General features: G+C 65.7%; 18 protein-coding genes and 3 pseudogenes. 7 read left to right on the top strand and 14 right to left on the bottom strand.

All coding sequences use genetic code 11. The features are described from left to right. Position 1: 1 nt before the first annotated feature. Positions 2-832, bottom strand: coding sequence for an acyl-CoA thioesterase (locus WAX14_RS21040; protein ID WP_422629989.1), 831 nt, complete (start codon positions 830-832; stop codon positions 2-4). A 58-nt stretch (positions 833-890) separates the two neighbouring features. Further along, positions 891-1,544 carry a TetR/AcrR family transcriptional regulator gene (locus WAX14_RS21045; RefSeq protein WP_422630004.1) on the bottom strand — a complete coding sequence of 218 codons (654 nt, stop codon included), beginning with the start codon at positions 1,542-1,544 and terminating at the stop codon, positions 891-893. 183 nt (positions 1,545-1,727) lie between these two features. Between WAX14_RS21045 and WAX14_RS21050 the strand changes: the two genes are divergently transcribed. The 3 genes and pseudogenes from WAX14_RS21050 to WAX14_RS21060 all read left to right on the top strand — a co-directional run bounded on the left by WAX14_RS21050 (position 1,728) and on the right by WAX14_RS21060 (position 4,646). After that, the gene (locus WAX14_RS21050; RefSeq protein ID WP_422629990.1) at positions 1,728-2,726 is read left to right on the top strand and encodes an acyl-CoA dehydrogenase family protein; all 999 of its coding nucleotides are present in this window, start codon (positions 1,728-1,730) and stop codon (positions 2,724-2,726) included. Beyond that, positions 2,710-3,886 (top strand): annotated as a pseudogene (locus WAX14_RS21055) (acyl-CoA dehydrogenase family protein). The gene WAX14_RS21050 and the pseudogene WAX14_RS21055 overlap by 17 nt, the downstream one beginning before the upstream one ends. 7 nt (positions 3,887-3,893) lie before the next feature. Further along, positions 3,894-4,646, top strand: a complete 753-nt coding sequence (locus WAX14_RS21060) for an enoyl-CoA hydratase (RefSeq protein WP_422629991.1) — start codon at positions 3,894-3,896, stop codon at positions 4,644-4,646. Here the strand turns inward: WAX14_RS21060 and WAX14_RS21065 are convergent. The 10 genes and pseudogenes from WAX14_RS21065 to WAX14_RS21110 all read right to left on the bottom strand — a co-directional run bounded on the left by WAX14_RS21065 (position 4,534) and on the right by WAX14_RS21110 (position 13,440). Beyond that, a complete protein-coding gene (locus WAX14_RS21065) occupies positions 4,534-5,337 on the bottom strand; it encodes an NAD(P)-dependent oxidoreductase (RefSeq protein ID WP_422629992.1) in 804 nt (267 codons plus the stop codon). The two genes, WAX14_RS21060 and WAX14_RS21065, sit on opposite strands and share 113 nt — an antisense overlap. Next, positions 5,334-6,155, bottom strand: coding sequence for an NAD(P)-dependent oxidoreductase (locus WAX14_RS21070; RefSeq protein ID WP_422629993.1), 822 nt, complete (start codon positions 6,153-6,155; stop codon positions 5,334-5,336). The genes WAX14_RS21065 and WAX14_RS21070 overlap by 4 nt, the downstream gene beginning before the upstream one ends. Further along, on the bottom strand, positions 6,152-6,658 hold the full coding sequence (locus WAX14_RS21075) for a DoxX family protein (RefSeq protein ID WP_422629994.1): 507 nt from the start codon (positions 6,656-6,658) through the stop codon (positions 6,152-6,154). Before WAX14_RS21075 ends, WAX14_RS21070 begins: the two co-directional genes overlap by 4 nt. Positions 6,659-6,715: 57 nt before the next feature. Then, positions 6,716-7,591 carry an alpha/beta hydrolase gene (locus WAX14_RS21080; protein WP_422629995.1) on the bottom strand — a complete coding sequence of 292 codons (876 nt, stop codon included), beginning with the start codon at positions 7,589-7,591 and terminating at the stop codon, positions 6,716-6,718. After that, positions 7,588-9,291 carry a thiolase C-terminal domain-containing protein gene (locus tag WAX14_RS21085; protein ID WP_422630005.1) on the bottom strand — a complete coding sequence of 568 codons (1,704 nt, stop codon included), beginning with the start codon at positions 9,289-9,291 and terminating at the stop codon, positions 7,588-7,590. Before WAX14_RS21085 ends, WAX14_RS21080 begins: the two co-directional genes overlap by 4 nt. A 7-nt stretch (positions 9,292-9,298) precedes the next feature. Continuing rightward, positions 9,299-10,666 carry a cytochrome P450 gene (locus WAX14_RS21090; protein WP_422629996.1) on the bottom strand — a complete coding sequence of 456 codons (1,368 nt, stop codon included), beginning with the start codon at positions 10,664-10,666 and terminating at the stop codon, positions 9,299-9,301. A 52-nt stretch (positions 10,667-10,718) separates the two neighbouring features. After that, on the bottom strand, positions 10,719-10,910 hold the full coding sequence (locus tag WAX14_RS21095) for a ferredoxin (protein ID WP_422630006.1): 192 nt from the start codon (positions 10,908-10,910) through the stop codon (positions 10,719-10,721). A gap of 77 nt (positions 10,911-10,987) precedes the next feature. After that, a complete protein-coding gene (locus WAX14_RS21100) occupies positions 10,988-11,848 on the bottom strand; it encodes a mycofactocin-coupled SDR family oxidoreductase (RefSeq protein WP_422629997.1) in 861 nt (286 codons plus the stop codon). 52 nt (positions 11,849-11,900) lie between these two features. Beyond that, positions 11,901-12,641 carry an SDR family NAD(P)-dependent oxidoreductase gene (locus WAX14_RS21105; RefSeq protein ID WP_422629998.1) on the bottom strand — a complete coding sequence of 247 codons (741 nt, stop codon included), beginning with the start codon at positions 12,639-12,641 and terminating at the stop codon, positions 11,901-11,903. Then, positions 12,632-13,440, bottom strand: a pseudogene (locus WAX14_RS21110) (TauD/TfdA dioxygenase family protein). The gene WAX14_RS21105 and the pseudogene WAX14_RS21110 overlap by 10 nt, the downstream one beginning before the upstream one ends. Before the next feature lie 200 nt (positions 13,441-13,640). Here WAX14_RS21110 and WAX14_RS21115 point away from each other — a divergent pair. From WAX14_RS21115 to WAX14_RS21130, 4 genes are read left to right on the top strand one after another with little or no spacing between them, the layout of a single operon-like run. Next, positions 13,641-15,125: an aldehyde dehydrogenase family protein gene (locus WAX14_RS21115; RefSeq protein WP_422629999.1), complete on the top strand. Its 1,485-nt coding sequence runs from the start codon at positions 13,641-13,643 to the stop codon at positions 15,123-15,125. Further along, positions 15,122-16,327, top strand: a complete 1,206-nt coding sequence (locus WAX14_RS21120) for a CaiB/BaiF CoA transferase family protein (protein WP_422630000.1) — start codon at positions 15,122-15,124, stop codon at positions 16,325-16,327. Before WAX14_RS21115 ends, WAX14_RS21120 begins: the two co-directional genes overlap by 4 nt. Before the next feature lie 44 nt (positions 16,328-16,371). Next, a complete protein-coding gene (locus WAX14_RS21125; protein WP_422630001.1) occupies positions 16,372-17,547 on the top strand; it encodes a Zn-ribbon domain-containing OB-fold protein in 1,176 nt (391 codons plus the stop codon). Further along, positions 17,544-18,701, top strand: a complete 1,158-nt coding sequence (locus WAX14_RS21130; RefSeq protein ID WP_422630002.1) for a thiolase C-terminal domain-containing protein — start codon at positions 17,544-17,546, stop codon at positions 18,699-18,701. Before WAX14_RS21125 ends, WAX14_RS21130 begins: the two co-directional genes overlap by 4 nt. A 403-nt stretch (positions 18,702-19,104) precedes the next feature. Here the strand turns inward: WAX14_RS21130 and WAX14_RS21135 are convergent. Both WAX14_RS21135 and WAX14_RS21140 read right to left on the bottom strand, forming a co-directional pair. After that, positions 19,105-19,272: pseudogene (locus tag WAX14_RS21135) on the bottom strand (hypothetical protein); the annotation flags it as partial. Continuing rightward, positions 19,203-20,735 (bottom strand): FadD3 family acyl-CoA ligase (locus WAX14_RS21140; protein ID WP_422630003.1); only part of this gene is annotated, 1,533 nt, incomplete at its 5' end. The gene WAX14_RS21140 and the pseudogene WAX14_RS21135, both read right to left, overlap by 70 nt.

Here is a 20,735-nt window from a genome sequence, read left to right on the forward strand (position 1 = left end):
GTCAGGGGCGGGGGAGGCGAAGCAGGGCTTCCTGAGCGAAAGATGCTACCAAGGAGCCTTTTTCGTCGAGGATATCGCCACGGCCGAAGCACCGGCCGTGGGCGATGAGTGGGCTGTGCTGACGGAGCAGTAGCCATTCGTCGGTGCGGAACGGCCGGTGGAACCACAGGTTGTGGGAGGTGACCGCCGAGGTGAACACCGTGCCGTTTCCTGTTTGGCTCAGTCCGCCGAGGGGGCGCAGTGCGGTCCCGATCAGCGTGAGATCGGTTGCGTAGGCGGTCAAGGCCGACGCGAGTTCCGGATCGACTTCCGTTGTGCGCATCCACATTTCGAATTCGGGCTCGGCCGTGTCGGTGGAGTTGAGGTCGTCGGTGGACCGGATTTCCCATGGGATCAACTGCACATCGATCCGGTCGGTGTCGGGCAGCAAGGGCGTGACGTCGGGGACGGTCTGGAGTTCCGGGCCGTCCTCGGCTGCGTGCATCGAAATAGACGCGGTCGCGATCACGCCGGACGACTGCCGTGCCACGACGGTCAACGTCGCGAACGAACGGCCCTCGTGCTGCCGGACGGCCTCGTACCGCACGGGTTCGCCGGCCTTGCCTTCCCTGGCGAACAACGAGTGCAGGGACTTGATGTCCTTGTCCGGGCAGGTCGCCTGGGCGGCGCGGACGAACTGGCCGAGGATCTGGCCACCGAACAGTCGGTGATATTCGAGTTGCTGATTGGAACCCTCGAAGACGATCGGAGCCGTGGGGGTGCCGGGACTGCTCGCCGACGTGTCGGCGCGCAGATCGAGGCAGGCGAGAAGGTCGTTCCAGAGAGCGGGCACGACGTCAGTGTAATTCAACTCTCTTGGAATGAGAATATAATTCTCAACGAATCTGAACTCAGCTCCCGGCAAACCCTCGGGAGCAGAAATTCCACACTTCTTCAGCCGAAATCGGCTTGACGGTCGCGTCGTCTGTGCCACCGGCGGACTGTGCGATGAACATGACGGTCTGCATCGTCATCGCGGCCAGCCGACGCGGATTGGCTCCGGGGTGAAGCTCGCCGGACGCGTCGACCTTTTCCATGAGTTCGGTGAACAGTGCGAGCATCGACGAGTGCGCGACCTTGACCTCGGCGGGATGCGTGAGCAGGAGCTGCGGTGCGAAGTCGGTGAACAGTGGCCGCTGCGCGCTCGGATCCGGTCGGCAGAACTCGAACAGCAATTCGACGGCGACGCGGAGCTGATCCAGGGGTGCATCCGGACCCGATGCCGCAGCGCGGATCTGGTCGGCGGAACGGCTGAGTGCGTCTTCGAAGAGCGCGAGCAGGAGTTCGTGCTTGCCGTCGAATTGCAGGTAGAAGCTGCGCAGTGACTGCTTGGAGCGGTCGACGACCTCTTGCACGGTGAAATCCGTGCTGCCCTTCTCGGCGATGATCGACTGGGCGGCGTCCAGGAAACGCTGCACTCGCTGTTCGGCACGAATCTTGGCGGTCCTGATGGAGCGCTCGACTGCGCGCTGCTTCCAGGCCGGCTCTTCGCTGGGGCCGGTCACCACCGGCTCTGTTCTGTAACGCATGTACCGAGCATGCGGGCAACTGTACCGGAGTGCCACCGCGCTCAGTGCGCCGACAGTGTCTGTGTCGCCAATTTTCAGAGACTATTACTTTCGTCAAACGAGAATGATATTCTCAATTCACTATTGTGCACCGCAGCTCTGGCAAGGAGGCAGGCCGGGATGCTCTTCGAGTTCGACTCAGATCAGCGACTATGGCAGAAGACGGTCCGTGAGGTCACGGCCAAGGAATGTGCGCCCACGCTGATTCGCAGCATCGTCGACAATGGCGCCGACCCCGCCCCGTTGTGGAAGACGTACATCGACCTCGGGTGGACCGAACTGACCGACCCCGATACGGCGATCGAACTCGCCATCGTCCTCGAGGAGTTGGGTCGGGCGACCGATCCCACGCCCTATCTCGCGACGATGACCCAGTTCGCTTCGCTCGCACCGGGATTCGACAATCCGGCACTCTCCGGTGCGGCGATCTACCGGGGAGTCGACGCTCACCGGGAGGGTGCGGCTTGGGTCCTCGACGGCACCGCCCACGGTGTTCTCGACGCCGACCGCGCCGACCGGCTGGCGATTGTCACCGGCGCGGGCGTGTTCGTCGTGCCTGCCGAACGGGCCGTCACGACACGCAGTCCGGTCTTCGACCCGGTGCTCCACCTCGCCGAGGTCTCGTTCCACGGAGTGCGCGTCGACGACGACCAGCGTATCGACGTCGATGTCGAACACGCCCGGCATGTGGCGTTGACCGGACTCGCGCTCACCGTCGTCGGGGCATGCCAACGAATCCTCGACCTGGCGCTCGAGCACGTCCGGGAACGCCGCCAGTTCGGTGTTCCGATCGGCTCGTTCCAGGCCGTCAAGCACAAAGCCGTCGACATGCACGTCGCGATCGAACGTGCACGTGCGCTTGCCTACTACGCGGCCCTGACGATCGCGGAGAACGATCCCAGACGACGGGTGGCTGCATCGATGGCGAAGGCGGCCGCCGGCGAATGCCAGTCGTTGGTCTTCCGCAACGGAATCCAGCTGTTCGGTGCCATGGGATTCACCTGGGAAAACGACCTTCAGTTCGCGCTCAAACGCGCCAAAGCCGGTGAGCATCTGCTCGGAGGCGCGGCGGAGCATCGGGCGCTGATCGCCGAGGAGTATCGTGCAACTCACCTTTGATGCCGATATCGAGGAGTTCCGGGCCGAGTTCGCGGCCTTCCTCGACGAAAATCTGCCCGACGGCGCTGCGACCGGCGTCCGTCCCGGTTCGAGTGCGGATGTCCCGGACTGGGCCAGACCGTGGCAGCGACTGCAGTTCGACAACGGTTGGCTGCTTCCGGGCAACCCGCCCGAATTCGGTGGACGCAACGCCACCATTCTGCAGCAGTACGTGCACCTCGAAGAGCTGTCCCGCCGCCGGATCTATCCCAGTTTCAACCCGCAGGGGCTCGGGATCATCGCCGCGTCGATCCTGTGCCTTCGGCACGCCGGAACAGAAGCAGCGCTGGGCTGTTCCGATCCTGCGCGCGGAGATCACCGCCGCGCTCGGGATGAGCGAACCCGGTGCCGGTTCCGACCTGGCCGGGTTGCGCACCCGGGCGGCCCTCGACGGCGACCGCTTCGTCGTCAACGGCCAGAAGGTCTGGACGTCCGGGGCACACGACGCCGATGTACTGCTCACGTTCGTCCGCACGAACCCGGATGCGCCGAAGCACAAGGGAATCAGCGTCCTGCTGATCCCGACCGACACGCCCGGTGTCGTACGCAGGCCGTTCCCATCGGTCGCAGCCTCCGACGACCTCGACTTCAACGAGGTGTTCTTCACCGACGTCCGGGTGCCCGCCGAGAACCTGATCGGCGAGCTCGACGGAGGGTGGGGTGTCGCGAACGGCGCACTCGGACATGAACGTACGTTGCTGTGGCTCAGCTTCGCGGACCGTCTGCAGGATCTCGTGGAGGACTTCCGGCCCGTCACGGTGCTGGACCGCGATCGCTACGCCACCCTCGCGATGGATCTGCAGAGCCTTCGACTGCTCGGGTCGGCCGCGCTGGCGCGGGCAGACCGCGGCGAACAGGATGTCGCGGCCCTGTCGGTGCTCAAACTGCTCGGATCCGAAGCAGTGCAGACCGCATCCGAACATGCGCTGGATGCCGCCGGAGAAGACGGTCTCGTCCATCCGGCGTCGACGGCGCCGTTCAAACCGTGGAACAACGACCACTTCTCGACCGGGTGGTTCGAGCGTTACGTGCGCAGTTTCGCGGGCACCATCGCGGGCGGCACGTCGGAAATTCAGCGGACCATCGTTGCCGAGCGTGTGCTCGGCCTTCCCCGAGGGTGAGAATGCAGTGGCGTACATCCTGTACGAGGTAGCCGACAAGATCGCTACGATCACGCTCAACCGCCCGGAGGCGGCCAACGCCCAGAACGCCGAACTGCTCGACGAACTCGACGCGGCATGGATGCGTGCCGCAGCCGATCCCGAGGTGGCGGTCATTGTGCTGCGCGGCGAGGGTAAGCACTTCTCGGCCGGCCACGACCTGGGTACCAAGGTCCCCGACGATCTGAAGATCACGCTCGAACTGATCTACGCCAACGAGAGCCGACGCTATCTCGAGTACTCGTTGCGCTGGCGCAACATCCCGAAACCGTCGATCGCCGCGGTCCAGGGCCGGTGCATCGCCGGTGGGCTCCTCCTGTGCTGGCCGTGCGACCTCATCGTCGCGTCCGAAGACGCATCGTTCTCCGACCCCGTGGTGCTCATGGGGATCGGTGGCGTCGAATATCACGGACACACATGGGAACTCGGCCCGAGGAAGGCAAAGGAAATCCTGTTCACCGGCCGCCCGGTGACCGCGCTGGAGGCCGAGCAGACCGGGATGGTCAACAAGGTGGTACCCCGTGACCGCCTCGACGAGGAGACTCGTGCGCTCGCGACCATAGCCGAACGCCGGACGGCTGACGCGCAGACAGCGGGGTCGGTCGGTTTCAGCGAGGAGTGCGTACCGCGTCGATGGCCGCGTCGAGAACTCCGAGGTTCCCGCCGAGTTCGGCGATGGCATCCCGGACGACCGCGACATCCTTGGCCAGGAATTCACTGACCGCACAGGTGAATTCGGCTACCGAGCCGCGCGCGACGATGTTGCCCATCACCTTGCTGGCGGAACTGCCGTGCGGGAGCGCCTCGAGCAACGCCGATTCCTCGACACCGAGTTGCGCACCCAGAGTCACGGCTTCGGCGATCAGACCGACCTGGGCGGCGAACAGTGCGTTGTTGACGAGCTTGACGCGCTGGCCGTTTCCGGCCCGGCCGACGTGGAGCACCGGGTCCCCGTAGCTGCGCAACACGGGCGCGACGCGCTCTACGGCATCGGTGTCGCCACCGAGGAACAGCGACAGGCTGCCGGCGGCGATGTCGTGCGGTCCACCGCTCACCGCCGCGTCGACCACGGCGATACAGTGGGTCTTCGCTTCGTCCCGGATGTGCTCGATCGTCTGGGGCCCGACGGTCGTGTGGATCACGAGAACCGAGCCGTTCGGCATCGATTCGAGGAGGTCGCTGCCGAGACACACGTCGTGGACCTGCGCATCGGTGAACACACAGACGACGACGATGTCTGCGTCGACTCCGGTCTCGGTGGCCGTGGCGACTGCCGTGATACCCGCGTCCGCCAGGGCGGCGCGGGTATCCGGTGACCGGCCCAGCGCCCGCACGTCGTGGCCGGCCTCGGCGAGTCGTCGCACCATGGGCAGGCCCATACGGCCGACCCCGATGAATCCGACCCTTGTCACCGCCGATGGCCCATCTGGGTGAGGGTGGTGTCGGCCGCGGTCAGCACGACGCCGGGAGTTGCGCCCGCTGCGTCCGCGATTCCCGCGATCAGCCCGACATCCTTGCTCAACAGGTGTCCGGCGTGCAACGCGATGCGGTCGAGGGTGCTGCCGGCCGACACGAATCGGCCGAGCGCGAAGCTGTTCGACGTGCCGTGGGTGAGGACTTCCCCGAGCTTCGCGGGGTCGACACCGAGCGATTCGCCGAGCTCTACCGTGCTTGCGGAGGTCGCGAGATTCGCGGTGAACAGCACATTGTTGAGGAGTTTGGCGACCTGACCGGAGCCGATACCACCCAGGTGCACAACAGGATTAGCGTAGGTTTCGAACACCGGGCGGATCTTCTCGACGACTTCGGTGTCCCCTCCCACCATGACGAGCAGCGTGCCGGCGGCCGCACCCATCCCGCCGCCGCTCACCGGTGCGTCGATGATCGAAACTCCCACCGCCCGAGCCTGCTCGGCCAGTTCCCGGCAGGTATCGGGATGGACGGTGCTGTGGATTGCGATCACCCCACCGGACGACAAGCCCTGCAGCACACCGTCGTTGCCGGTGACAACCTGCCGCACGTCGTCGTCGGCGACGACGCAGATGCACACGAGATCGCTGATGGCGGCCAGTTCGGCGGGTGTCTGTGCGGTCTTGGCCGCGGTGTCGGCATACGGTTCGAGTGATTCGGGACGCCGTGCCCACAAGGTCAGGTCGTAGCCCGCCTCGACGATACGGCGGGCCATCGGCCCACCCTGGCTGCCGAGTCCGATGAATCCGACGCGGGTCATACCGCCACCTCCTGCGGTTGCGGACGCCAGAACACGGCGAGCAGACCGGCGGTCGCGACGACACCGACACCGAGTGCGATCGCGCCACCTGTCCAGCCGACGATCGCGATATCGGCGGCCGCGTCGATCGAGATGTCTCCGGGGCCGATCATTGCCAGCGCCAGCGCGACGACGCCGAGTACCAGGACGTATTCGTAGCCTTCCTTGAAGACGAAGAATCCGTTGGGACGGTGCGCGAGCAGGCCCGCAACCAGCATGATCGAGATGACCGCGGCACACGCGAGGGGTGTGAGAAGCCCGAGGATCACGAGTACACCCGCGCCGATCTCCACGACGACGCTCACCCACGCCTGCATCGTGCCGTTCCGCAACCCGAGGCCGCTGAACCAGCGCGCGGTACCGGCAATGCGGCCACCGCCCACCCAATGGTTGACGCCGTGCGCGATCATCGTCGCACCGAGCACCAGTCGCACCAGGAGCAGTGCAACATCGGTGGGGTCCATGGTTTCACCTCCTTGCCGCTGCGCGGCACGGTCGAATTATCTTGTGGGAACGGGCATTCAGTCAGGAAATCGGCGGTCGATGCACTCCTGCACGAACGTCAGGACCGTCGAGTGGTATGCCGCCGCCGTGAAGCCGAGGGCAAGGTTGTGCCCCGCGTCGGGTTGGGTATGCAGCTCCACTCGGGGCGCGGCGGTGAAGATCGCCGCGATGTCGTCGAGAGCCTGCGGGTCGCCGCGCCACACCTTTTCGTGTTCGGCGGTGGAGAAATGCACCGGCACCTCGACCCGCGCGGCGAGGTCCGGGAATTCGGTGTGCGGCCACGACGCGGTGACGGTCGACTCGTACGCCGGGGTACGCGAGGCGATCGGCGCGCCGCCGACCAGTTCCGGTGGATAGTTCTCGGGATGCGACCAGATCAGACCGTAGACACCCTTGGGGTCGGCGTACTGTGCCGCGGAGCCGAGGATGTCACGGGCGTCGGCGTGATGCTCACGGCCGGTGCCGGCAAGTTCGATCCCGAGCAGGTCCTTGCCGCGCGGCTCGACAGCCAGCCGAACGGTGAGTTCGCACCCCAGCGAATGGCCCCATAGAAAGATTCCGGCACCGACGTCGAGTCCGTCGAGATGCGCGTCGAGCGCGGCGTGGACGACATCCACCCGCTGTTCGGGCCGGGTGAAATCCTCGGCCTGAGGGCGGGAACTGCCGTAGCCGGGACGATCCAAGGCCAGGACCGTGCATCCTTGTGCGGCACCGGTACGCACCAGCGACAGTCCGGGATGGCCCGGGCAATCGAAATACGCGGAGTTCGTCGCACCGCCGTGCAGTGCGACGATGACGGCCCGCGGATTCTCCGCGACCGCGAGCAGCCCGGACATCGGAACACCGTCGACGTCGACGGTTCGGGCGACGGGTGCGGATTCGGTGGTCGTCACGTGTCCGCCCGCAGAAGCATCGCGCCGCTCGGGGTCAGCCCGCCGGTCGCGGCGACCGCGACCCGCGCACCCGGCACCTGACGGTCGCCGGCCTCGCCGCGCAACTGCGTGACGGCCTCGTGGATCAGGCCCATGCCGTGGGTGCGTCCGTGGGAGAGCTGACCACCGTGGGTGTTCAGCGGCAGCACACCGTCGCGGGCGATGTTGTGGCCGCCGTCCAGGAAGTCCTTGGCCTCGCCGATCCCGCAGAACCCGAGGGCCTCGATCCACGACAGACAATTGAACGTGAAGCCGTCGTAAAGTTCGGCGACATCCACGTCCGCGGGCCGCAGGTCGGTGCGCGACCACAGGTGGGCCGCGGGGCCGAGCACCTGTGGTTCGTGGGTGAGTGTGCTCTGATCCCACTCGATCCGCTCGATGATCTGGGTTCCGACGGCCTCGACGAACACCGGTGGCTTCGCCAGGTCGCGGGCGACATCGGCGGCGGAGACGATCACCGCGACGGCGCCGTCGCACGGCACATCGCAGTCGTACAGGCCGAACGGGGTGGTGATGGCGCGGGCGCTCAGGTAGTCGTCCATCGTCATCGGATCACGGTAGATCGCAGTCGGATTCAAGGCTGCGTTGGCACGCTGATTGAGCGCGATCCAGCCGAGGGTTTCGCGGGTGGTGCCGTAGCGATGGAAATGGCGCTGAGCGTTTTGGGCGAGGGTGTGTGCGGCGGAGACGCCGCCGAACGGCATCATCCAGCTCGTGGTACGTCCGCCGGCCGGGCGGATCTCCCCGCGCTTCATCAGCTCACTGTGGGTGGCTTCCCACAGGGTGCGGTAACACAGCACGTGCCGGGCGAGTCCGCTCGCGACCGCGACCATCGCGGCGATGACCGCGCCGCCGGGCCCGAACGTCTCGATGCCGCCGTTGTACCAGGTGGGGCGTAGACCGAGGGCGGCCTCCACGGTCAGGATTCCGCCCTCCCCGAAACCACCGACCTGCCCGGCACCGGGATAGCTCGAGATGCCGTCGATGTCGTCGAGGGTGAGCCCGGCGTCGGCGACGGCACGTTCGCACGCCTCGATGGTCAGATCCAGTGGGCTGCGCATGAGGCGACGACCGATCTCCGACATGCCGATTCCGGTCAGTGCCGACCGGTCCTCGAACTTGTCGCGAGAGATCATGGGGCGTACATGTTTCCGAAAATCTCGAGGGTCGATCTCGTCCGCCGGCAGCCGAGCAGGTGAGTCCTGCTCGGCTGCGGGACGAAACAGGGGAAGCCAGACGTCGTCGTCGTGATGGAAGACGACCTCCAGGCGCTGCCCGAGTCGGAGGGTCGCCGGATCACAGTCGACGATGTTCGTCGTCAGCCGCACCCGGGGATCCTCGTCGATCGCGACCTGCGCCACCACATAGGGCGGCGGCAGGCCGGGAAGACCGAAGCGGTGGTTGACCGTGAAGCCGGCGAGCGTGGCGGTACCGGCGACCCCGCGCACACCCATCCGGTGACCGCGGCAGTACCGGCAGACCGGTTGGGGCGGATGGATGAGCGCGGAACAGGATTCACATTCCTGGATGCGCAGCGTTCCATCTGCCCCGGCGGTCCAGAAGAACCGGTTCTGCTCGGTCACTTGGGGAAGGGGACGACCCGACTTCGGGGCTGCACCCGTCGCGTCGCCGCCCTTCCCGCGCTCTGCATGGTCGACCACCGCTGCGTCAGTCACCGATCCGAGCCTCCGACTTCTTCACCGTGATCGGCTCGGCGAGACGCTGCTCGTCGCAGATCTTCTGAAGTTTCTCCAGGGTCTCGTCGAGACCTGGGCCGATACGAGGCCCGGGCGTGAACGTCGCAGGCAGGTTCCGCATACCCTGGATGACACCGATCGAGTCGTAGTGGACTGCGGCGGCGGGATCGCACTCGAAGTCCGGCATGCGGTCGAGCACGGCGAGAAGCATGCGTTTGAACACCTGGCGTGCCATGTTCGACCCGATACAGCGGTGAATGCCGAGCCCGAAACTGAAGTGCCGGTTCCCGCGCCGCTCCATGTCGATCTGGTTCGGTTCGTCGAACAGATCGGGGTCGCGGTTGGCCATCGCCCACGACAACCACAACCGCTCGCCTTCCTTGAACTCGGTACCGTCGAACGAGCAGTCACGCGAGAATGTGCGCCCGTCACCCGGTGCGGGCGTGAAGTAGCGCAGGAATTCTTCGGTCGCCGAGTCGAGTAGCGTGTCGCGTTCGTCGCTGAGGATCGTGCGCTGCTCGGGATTGTGCGCCAACCATTCGAGCGAATGCGCGGTCAGTGCCGTCGTCGTGTCGAAACCACCGCCGACGATCAGGGCCAGGATGCCGAGCAGTTCCATGTCGTCCGGCTTTTCGCCGAGGACCGTGGCCCGCGCGATCGCGTCGATCAGTCCGGGACGGGGATTTTCCCGGATCTCGAACAGGTTCGTCAGTAGATCGATACCCATCGTGCGGTGCATCTCGGCGATCCGCGGAATGTCGGGCGAATCCGGCGGCGTGTAGACCGAAGCGTGCACAGGCTCGTTGTAGATGGTCCACTTGTCGATCGGAATGCCCATCATCGCCAGGGTGAGCACGGCGGGCACGATGTTCGCCAGATCATCGACGAAGTCGATGCTGCCGGACTCGATCTTCTCGTTGATGCTGGCGCGCACGATCTCGTCGATGAACGGCGTCCAACGCTTGACCGCGGCGGGGGACAGATACGGGTTGAGCAGGGCGCGGAATTCGTGATGTTCCGGGTCGTCCATTTCGAGGATGCCGCCCCGGACACCGGAAGCACGCTCGTTCTTCGGAATCGCGATTCCCTTGTAGCCCTTGCGTTTTCCGTGGATGTCGTGATCGTTGGAGACGTCTGCGGAACGGGAGAGCGCGAATACTTCTTTGCTGCCGGCGGCCACCCAGTGGCCACCGTGGGTTTCCGACCATGCCATCGGGCACTTGGATTGCATCTCCTGCGTGATCGGCAGGAAGTTGTCGCGGTAGTCGGCTGCGTGGCGGTCGAAATCGAACCTGATCGTCTTGCGGTCGTCGTTCGAGACGACGTCGTCAACGCTCACGGCGTTGTCCTCCTCTTGCACGTCGAGCTGGGGGGCAGTTCGGATCGGCAGATCAGAAGATGGTGATTGCCTGCTCCGGGCACGAGCTGACGGCCTCACGGACCGCTTCCTCCTGATCGGTGGGGACCTCTTCGTTGGAGACCGACGCGTGACCGTCGATCTCGCTGAGTTCGAAGACGTCCGGTGCGGCCATGGCGCAGAGGGTATGGCCCTGGCATTTCTCGGGATCGACGCGGACCTTCAAGATTTCCTCCAAACTTCCGTTGGATCCGAGCACTTTTCGGATCCTGTCGTGGGATCCACCGGGCACGGTAACAGTGATCAGACGTGGTAGTCGTACCACTTGAGATAGCCGCCGCCGTCGACGCGCATTTGCATACCGGTGACATACCGCGACTCGTCGGAGGCGAGGAAGAGCACCATGTTGCTGGAATCTTCGGCCTCGATGTACGGGATCGGCATGGCCTGCTGCACACCGAACACCGGCTCGGCATCCTGACGGGTGGGATGTTCGAGGTCCGGGCGGAACGAGCGGTACATCGGTTCGCTCTGCAGCATGTCGGTATTGCAGTTGGTCGGGTGCACGACGTTCGCGCGGATGTTGCGCGGCGCCAGGTGGGTTGCGAGCTGGTGGATGAACTGCGACAGTGCGCGCTTGGAATACACGTACGCGACACCACCGAGGTCCTTGCCGGGCTGATCGACCTTCGAGACGTCCATCAGGGCTGCCGTCGATCCGGTGGCGATGATCGACGCACCTTCGGTCAGGTGCGGCAGTGCGGCCTGGACGGCATTGATCGTGCCGACGAGATTGGTGTTGATCACATCTGCCCACGCCTGAACTTGTGGCTCGCCCTTCATGCCTGCGACACCGGCCTGTGCGATCACGATGTCGAGCTTGCCGAACTCGGCGAGGCCCTGCTCGAGCGCGGCCCGCACCTGCGCGGCCTCCCGGACATCGGCTTTGACCGCAACGATGCGGCGGCCGTGCTTCTCGACGAGCCGCACGGTCTCCTCGAGGTCTTCGGGGGTGGCCATCGAATATCCCATCGACGGGATGTTCTCGCACAGGTCCACCGCGATGATGTCGGCGCCCTCCTCGGCCAACCGGACCGCATGGCTACGGCCCTGACCGCGAGCGGCACCGGTGATGAATGCGACCTTTCCTTCTACACGCCCCACTGTTGTTTCCTTTCGATTGGTTTTCTCGGTCGGGAGATGTGCGGCGGTCGGATCAGGTGTTGCGTCCGCCGTTGACGCCGAGGATCTGGCCGGTGATGTAGCCGGCTTCTTCGGAGATGAGGAACGCGCACGCGGCGGCGATGTCCTCGGGGCGGCCGACTCGGCGCACCGGTGTCCGCTGGATGTGGTCGTCGATGGTTCCACCGAGCAGACCGCTCGCTTCGGATTTGCGGAGCATCGGGGTGTCGACGAATCCCGGTGGAACCGCGTTGACGGTGATGCCGTCGGGCCCGTACTCGAGTGCCAGCGACTTCGTGAGGCCGTTGACCCCGGCCTTCGACGAGACGTACGCGGTCATGAATTGCTGGCCCGATTGGGCGCTCGACGACGAGATGTTGACGATGCGCCCCCACCCGGCGTCGCGCATGTCGGGGAGGACGGCCTGAACGCAGTGGAAGACGCCGTTCAGGTTGACGGCGACGATCTGGTTCCACGTGTCGATGTCGATGTTGTGGAATCGCTTGTACAACTCACGGCCGGCGGCATTCACGAGGATCGTGATCGGCCCGAGTTCCTCGCGGAGCTGGGTGAGCGCGGTGTCGATCGATGCGCGGTCGGACACGTCGGCGACGTAGGAGAACTTGACGTCGCACGGGTTGAGGTCCAGGATCGCGACCCGGTGACCGTCGTTGCGGAGCCGTTCGGCGATTGCGGCTCCGATGCCGGAGCCACCACCGGTGACGACCGCGGTCCGGACCGTCTCCGCCTCCGCCGCTGTCTCGGTCACTGCCATGCCTCGTCTCCGACGATGGTCACGCGGCGCATGAGGCGCTCGGAGGTCGGGTCGTACGGAAGGGCCCGGTGCAGCATGCCGGTATTGTCCCACACGACCATGTCGCCGACCGCCCAGTCGTGGGCGTAGCAGAAGCGTTCCTGCGTTGTCCATGCCTGCAGTTCGTCGATGAGCGCGCGGCTCTCGTCGGGTTCCATGCCGACGATGTGATCGGCGGTGGCGCCGATGACGAGGGAGCGGCGGCCGTCGCGGCGATCCCACACGAGTGCGGATTCGTGGGGGGGGGCAGTTGACGCCAGCGGCCGACCTGCTCCTCGGTCGGATTCGGGTAGACCAGGCGCTGCGCGGCCTCGAAGCTGTGGACGACGCGCAGTCCCTCGTAGCGCTTGCGCTCGGCCTCGGAGAGGTTCTCGTAGGCGGCGTAGGTGTTGGCGAATTCGGTGCCGCCGCCGATTGCGGCGACATGGCGGCACGTGAGCACCGTGGCCTTGGCCGGAATGTCGTTCGTGGTGTCGTCGATGTGCCAGCTGAACGTGCCCTTGAGGTATTCGGCGGAGGGAGACTTGGCCGGGTCGAGCGACACCGTGAAGATCTCGTGGCCGGGGACCGGCTGAACGAGCTGCCCGAGGTTGCGGCTGAAGGCGAGCTGGGCGTCGTCGTCGAGATTCAGGCCGCGGAACAGCAGCACGCCGCGCCATTTCAGGGCTTCGGTCAGGCGACCGACCACCGCCGGGTTCTCGAGGTCGACGTCACCGCTGACCTCCACCCCCAGTGCCGGGCTGATTGCTGTAGTCTTCATCACAAGAAGCTCCCTTCCGATTTTCGAGAATCGTACTCTCACAGGATTGTCCGCCCGCAAGGCTGGATCGCTCGCTGATCCGGGCAATTTGGACCCTCGATTCGGGGTACCGGAACGGGTCGTGGATTGCTAGATTCGCACAATATGGAGGCTTAATTCTCTATTGTGAGAATAGTATTTTCATACAGCGAGGAGATCCCATGTCATCGCAGGACACCATGCAGGCCCATGCCCGCGCAACCGAGGTGCACAAGCGACTGCTCATCGACGGACAGCTCGTCACGACCGAGCGCACCTTTCCGTCGGTCAACCCCGCGACCGGTGCGATCGTCGGCTACGCACCGGACGCCGGCGTCGCCGAAGCCGAAACGGCCATCGACGCCGCGCGCCGCGCCTTCGACACGACCACGTGGTCGACCGATGTCGAATTTCGGATCGCCTGCCTCGACCAACTCCATCAGGCGCTGCTCGACAACGCGGAGGAACTGCGCGAACTGACCATCGCCGAGGTCGGCGCACCGCGCCAGCTCACCTACGGGAACCAACTCGACGCCCCCATCGGAATCGTCAAGTACTACGCCGACCTGCTTCGGAATCAGCCGCTCACCGAGGAACTCGGTGCGGTCGAAATCCGCGGACAGCAGCACCGTCGCTGGATCGAACGCGAAGCCGCCGGCGTGGTCGCCGCGATCGTCGCCTACAACTATCCGACGCAACTCGCGCTCGCCAAACTCGCCCCGTCCCTCGCCGCCGGCTGCACCGTAGTCCTCAAGGGCGCACCCGACACCCCGCTCGTCACCCAGGCACTCGGCGAGATCATCGCCAACCACACCGACATTCCCGCAGGCGTCGTCAACGTCCTCTCCTCCACCGACGTCGCCACCGGCGAGATCATGACAACCCACCCGGATGTCGACGTCGTCACCTTCACCGGCTCGACCGTCGTCGGCCGCAAGATCATGGCCGCCGCTGCCGGCACCCTCAAGCGCGTCTTCCTCGAACTGGGCGGCAAGTCGGCACTGATCATGCTCGACGACGCCGACCTCCCCCTGTCCGCGACATTCGCCGCCTTCAGCATCTGCTCGCACGCAGGTCAAGGGTGTGCACTGACCACCCGCCTGCTCGTGCCGCGCGACAAGCACGACGAGATCGTCGCGGCCGTCGCCGCGATGATGGGACACGTCTCCTACTGCGACCCGTCGGACCAGGCAACCTACATGGGTCCGGTCATCAACGACCGCCAGCGCGACAAGATCGACGGCATGGTCAAGCGGGCCGTCGCGGAAGGCGCGACCCTCGTCACCGGCGGAGAGCGTGTCGACCCCGGCTTCTTCTACAAGCCGACCCTGCTCGCAAACGTCGACCCGGACAGCGAGATCGCACAGGAAGAGGTCTTCGGCCCGGTCCTCGCGGTCATTCCGTACGACGACGACGACCATGCCGTGCGCATCGCCAACAACTCGATCTACGGCCTGTCCGGCGGTGTGATCGGTGCCGACGACGACCGTGCAATCGCCATCGCCCGACGGATCCGGACCGGCACGTTCAGCATCAACGGAGGCAACTACTTCACACCCGAGGTGCCGTTCGGCGGCTACAAGCAGTCCGGGATCGGCCGTGAAATGGGCGTCGCCGGGCTCCACGAGTTCCAGCAGATCAAGTCGTTCGCGGTGATCGTCAAGTGAGGCCCCTCGACGGAATCCGCGTTCTCGAGGTCGCCATGTACGGCTTCGTCCCCTCGGCGGGCGCCGTGCTCGCGGAGTGGGGTGCCGACGTCATCAAGGTCGAACACTCGATCACCGGCGACCCTCAGCGCGGACTGCGCCAGGTCGGTCGGATGCGGGTCGAGGGCGACCCCAACCCGAACGTCGAACACGCCAACCGAGGCAAACGCAGCATCGGTCTCGACATGGGCAGCGACGAGGGCCGCGCGGTCCTGCTCGACCTGGCCCGCCGCTCGGACGTGTTCCTGACCAGCTTCCTGCCGCAGGCCCGCACCAAGTTCGGTATCGACGTCGACGACATCCGCGCCGTCAACCCGTCGATCGTCTACGCGCGCGGCAGCGCCCTCGGACCGCGCGGCACCGAATCCGCTCGCGGTGGCTACGACATGACCGCGTTCTGGGCACGCGGCGGTATCGCCGCGACGATCACCCCGCCCGGCATCGACGGCATGATCGCCCCGCCAGGACCGGCATTCGGCGACACCATCTCCGGCACCAACCTCGCCGGCGGCGTCGCGGCCGCGCTGCTCAAACGCGAGCGCACCGGCGAATCGTCGGTCGTGGACGTATCATTGCTCGGCAGCGGACTGTGGTCGATGGGGCACGGTGTCGCACTCTCGCTGCATCTCGGTGAGCACATGGTCGCGCCGGTGCCCGGTGGGCACGGCGCACCGACCAATCCGCTGTCCGGTCTCTACAAGACCGCGGACGACCGTTACCTGTCGTTCGTGATGCTCCAGCCGGCCAAGTTCTGGGCGGATGTGTGCCGTCACATCGACCGTCCCGAACTCGCCGACGACCCGCGGTTCGCGAACGCCGAGCAGATCGGCGCCAACACCGCGGCGGGAGTCGCGATCCTGCGTGAGGTCATCGCGCAGCGCACGCTCGGCGAATGGACCGAACGGTTCGCGACGTTGGCCGGCCCGTGGGCACCGGTGCAGGATTCGCTGCAGGTGTCCGACGACGCGCAGATCCGCGCGAACGAATACATCGTCAAGGCAGGCGAACTCGAACTCGTTGCCAATCCGGTCCAGTTCGACGTCACCGTGGCGGAATCCGGTCCGGCACCCGAATTTGCCGCGCAGACAGAGGAAGTCCTGCTCGAACTCGGCCTGGACTGGGATCGCATCATCGCACTCAAGACGGCGGGCGCGGTCACCTAGACCCGGCCACCCAGACCCGGCCACTCAAACCACCGGAGAGTCTCATGCCATACATCGCTTCGATCGGTACCTACCTGCCGTGCTGGGGATCGCCCACCGCACGAGTACCGGGCGACGACGAGGACGCGATCACCCTCGCTGTCGAAGCGGGCCGTGCCGCGGTCACCGACAGCGGGTCGGTTCAGTACGTGGTCCTGGTCAGCCGGGATCTGCCGCTGCTCGAGAGCAGCAACGCCGCGGTGCTGCTCGCCGGGCTCGGACTCGACCCGGAAATCGAGGTCACCGAGCGGCTCGGTAGGGCCCCGGCGACGCTGGACTCGCTCGGCTCGGCCCGGCCGCGCACGCTCGTGATCGGTGTCGATCTCGACGCGGCGGGCGCGGCTGCGGCGCTCACCGCGGATCAGGGACTGCAGGTGCGTACGGCGGCGCGCGTCGCGCGCAGTCTCCCGGTGCGCACCCGCACCGAGGGTGGAGTGGTCCACGACTACGGGGACCCGAGGTTGGTCAAACAGCGCGGATTCGTTGCGTCCCTCGCATCGTCGTGGGTCGACAATCCGGTGACCGTCGTCGGCGTCGAGCACAAGCAGGCCGCGGCGATGTGTGCGGGCCCGTCGATGGAACTACCCACCACGGGGGCGAGTTCGCCGCTGTTCGCGCTTGCGGCGATGGCCGAATCCGAGACGACCGGGCCGTTGGTGGGAGTGGAGCAGGCGAGTTTGTCGGCAATCACCGTCGCCGACGGTGTCACCGCGATACATCGCCGGGAGCCCCGCGCTCGTGAGCGTACCGCTCCGGTTCACGTACCGGGCCCGGAGATTCCGATCTCGCTCGCGGCATACGAGAGGGCATTCGAAGCGAAGGTCCGTTGGGAAGCGGGCAAGTATCCGGACGCCGACGACCTGGACTTCCCGCCACGATATCGGGTCGGTGCGGACGGAACACTGAGCAGTAGTTACGAATTCGTACCACTCCCGCGGGTAGGCACCGTCTATACCGAAGTGACGGTGCGGGTTCCGGTTCCCGGTCTGGACACCCCGTACTCGCTCGTCGTCGTCGAACTCGACGGCGTCGACGTGCGGGCACTGGTCAAGGTGACCGGTGTCGAACCTGGAACCGTCGATATCGGTGACCGCGGCCGGATGGTGCTGCGCCGCGTCGCGGTGCGGTCCGGAGTGCCGGACTACGGCTACGCATTCGAACCCGAAAGTGAGGCGTCATGAGGAAGGTCGCGATCGTCGGAGCTGGGATGACGCCGTTTGCCGAACACTTCTCCCTCGGGATTCGTGAGTTGTTGCCGATGGCGTATGCCGACTGCGCAGGCACTGTTGACAAGGGAATCCGCACGTCGGATCTGCAGGCCGCCTGGTTCGGTGCGATGGGCACGACCGACGGCTTCCCGTCCGGCATTCTCGCGGACACCCTCGGCCTGCCGGACATCCCGGTGACTCGGGTGGAGAATTCCTGCGCCACTGGTCACGACGCGATTCGCAACGCCCTCTTCGGGATTGCGTCCGGCGCATGCGATGTGGCTTTGGTGATGGGGGCGGACAAGGTACGTGAAACCGCATCGCGGGACATGATCTGGGAGTGGGAGGCCATGAGCCGGGACATGGCGTGGGACTTCCCACTCGGTCTCGCTCAGGCGGGCTTCGCACTGCATGTGCGGCGCTATCTGCACGAGTCGCCGGCGACCCGCGAGCACGTGGCGATGGTCGCCGTGAAGAACCACCGCAACGGATTGGGAAATCCGAAGGCGTTCCGGCGCTTCGAGATCACCGTCGAGGAGGCGTTGAGCGCGCAGACCGTCGTGACTCCGTTCGGCGTCTACGGCTGTGCACCGCAGAGTGACGGTGCCGCGGCGCTCATCCTCGCCGCCGAGGATGTCGCGGACCGTTACACCGATCGGCCGGTGTGGGTCCGCGGGGTCGGGCTGGGCCTGGATTCCGTGATGCACCAGCACAAAAAGGATCTGACGAGTTTCACGGCGACCGTCCGGGCCGCGAAGCAGGCATTCGGGATGGCCGGCCTGACACCGTCGGACATCGACGTCGCCGAGGTCCACGACTTCTTCACCGGTATCGAACTGATGAGCTATGAGGATCTCGGGTTCGCGAACCGGTTCGAGGCGTACAAGCTTGTCGAATCGGGTGCCACCGAGGTGGGTGGTGCGCTGCCGGTGAACACCAGTGGCGGCATGATCTCCAAGGGGCATCCGCCGGGCGCCACCGGTGTCGCACAGTGCGTCGAACTGTTCCAGCAGTTGCGCGGCAGCGCCGTCAATCAGGTCGACGGTGCGCGAATTGGTCTAGCGCACAACATCGGTGGACCAACTGCGGTGTCCGCTGTGACAATTCTGGAGGGTACGGCTCTCTGACGGACCACGCGCAGCGCCTGCATCGCTCATCGGCGATGCAGGCGTTTTCGTGTCTGCATCGGGCACGGCGGAACCGCGTGCCAAGTGCCTCTCCGGCAAAGAACATGACTCGCGGGTCGTGTTCTTGTCGCAAGAATGTCGGTCAGATCACCGGTGCGGCGCGCGGGCAGATCGCGCGGGCGCTCGAAGCGCAACACCTCAGCTCGGCGCGATGATGATCAACATGATGCCGGTGGATATCGTCCAGCCGGAGGGTGCTGCCGACACCGTTCTGTTCGTGGCGTCCGACGAGTCGAAGTACATCACCGCACACGAAATCGAGCCCGACGCAGCACTGACCGGTCACTCGCCGGATTCTGCGCCGGCCGACTCCCGATTCCACGGGGAGCCGGCCATTTCGGGGTCAGCTAGCGCGGGTCTCCGGACCGCGCAACCGGCGGTCGCAGATGTCGAGCAGATCCTGTGCGAGTTCCGGGGTGAGCCGACTCCAGCGGGGGCTCGTCAGAATCGCCCGGAGGCGGTGGAAGAAGACGGTGGGACTGACTCCGAATTCGACGAAGATGTCCTCGTCGGGGCCGCCGTTCCAGTGTCGCCACTTCGCGGCGAAGGCGAGCATCGCAGTATCGTCGGTCGTGCGGGTCTCCTTTCAGGGGAATGCAACCGGTCCTTGACAACCTTGCCGGTGGCATTGAGAGGGAGTGCGTCGAGGAATTCGACGAATCTCGGAACCTTGAATCCGGCCATGCGATCGCGGCTCCACGAGATCACATCTTCTGCTGTCACAGTCGTTTTCGGCACCACGAAGGCCTTGCCGACCTGGCCGAGCCGCTCGTCCGGCACGCCGATCACCGCCACCTGGTCGATGGCCGGATGCGCGAGCAGGAAACCTTCGATCTCGGCGGGATACGCGTTGAACCCGCCGACGATGAACATGTCCTTCTTACGGCCGATGATGCGAAGCCTGCCGTCGTCGTCGAACTCACCGAGATCGCCGGTGTGCAACCAGCCGTCCGCGTCGATCGCCTCGGCGGTCGCGTCCGGGTCGTCGAAATAGCCTTGCATGACGTTGTATCCGCGCATGAGGACCTCGCTGTCGTCCGCGATCCGCACGTCGATGCCGTCACACGGGCGGCCGACGGTGGTCGCGATCCGGTCGAAACTGTCACCCCGCCGCGAGGCCGTCGCGGTGCCGCCTTCGCTGAGTCCGTACCCTGTCATGATCGTCTCGAACGGCAGTTCGCTGCGGATCCGCCGGATCAATTCGACGGGGATGTCGGCGGCGCCGGTCACCGCCGCCCGCAAGGAGGACAGGTCGTGACCTCTCGGCGCGGACAGCAACGACTGGTAGAGCGTGGGCGGCCCGGGGAGCATGGTGACCTTCTCCCGTTCCACCAAGGCCAGTACCTCGTCGACGTCGAGGACCGGTACCGGTAGGACGGTGGCGCCCCGGATCATGGATGCGATCACACCTGCCTTGTACCCGAACATGTGGAAGAACGGGTTGACGACCAGATAGCGGTCGCCTTCGCGCAGGTCGGCCAGATCGCACCACTCCGAGAACATCCGGAGCGTCTGGGCGTGATTCATCATGACGCCCTTGGGTCGACCGGTGGTACCGGACGTGTACATGATGTCCGCGATATCTTCCGCATCCACCGGGCATTCGAACGGTGCTCCACTGGAAAGAAATCCGGACTTCAGATCGATGACGGGGATATCGTCCGGAGGCTGGAAGTCCAGGCCGAGGAACCCGTGCTGGACCAAGACCGCCTTCGCGCCGCTGCGACGGATGATGTCGTCGGCTTCCTGCGACTTGTACCGGGTATTGACCGGAACGAGAACACCACCGGCGGTAAGGATTCCGAATGCCGCGACGATCCATTCCGCGGAGTTCGGCGCCCAGATCGCGACGCGGTCACCCTTGTCGATACCGGAGGAGGCGAGTGCTCCGGCGGCACGCCGCACCCGGTCGACGAGGTCGGTGAAGGTGATCCGGAGGTCCCCGTCGACGACCGCTTCGGCATTGCCGAAGCG

The organism is Rhodococcus sp. (in: high G+C Gram-positive bacteria) (genome assembly GCF_049299235.1).
Classification (GTDB): Bacteria; Actinomycetota; Actinomycetes; order Mycobacteriales; family Mycobacteriaceae; genus Rhodococcus.

Bases quoted from the DNA above. Each gene is read 5' to 3' on its own strand.
- WAX14_RS21125 (WP_422630001.1), top strand. From the start codon at position 16,372: ATGCCATACATCGCTTCGATCGGTACCTACCTGCCGTGCTGGGGATCG.
- WAX14_RS21130 (WP_422630002.1), top strand. From the start codon at position 17,544: ATGAGGAAGGTCGCGATCGTCGGAGCTGGGATGACGCCGTTTGCCGAA.
- WAX14_RS21050 (WP_422629990.1), top strand. From the start codon at position 1,728: ATGCTCTTCGAGTTCGACTCAGATCAGCGACTATGGCAGAAGACGGTC.
- WAX14_RS21115 (WP_422629999.1), top strand. From the start codon at position 13,641: ATGTCATCGCAGGACACCATGCAGGCCCATGCCCGCGCAACCGAGGTG.
- WAX14_RS21075 (WP_422629994.1), bottom strand. From the start codon at position 6,658: ATGGACCCCACCGATGTTGCACTGCTCCTGGTGCGACTGGTGCTCGGT.
- WAX14_RS21105 (WP_422629998.1), bottom strand. From the start codon at position 12,641: ATGGCAGTGACCGAGACAGCGGCGGAGGCGGAGACGGTCCGGACCGCG.
- WAX14_RS21070 (WP_422629993.1), bottom strand. From the start codon at position 6,155: ATGACCCGCGTCGGATTCATCGGACTCGGCAGCCAGGGTGGGCCGATG.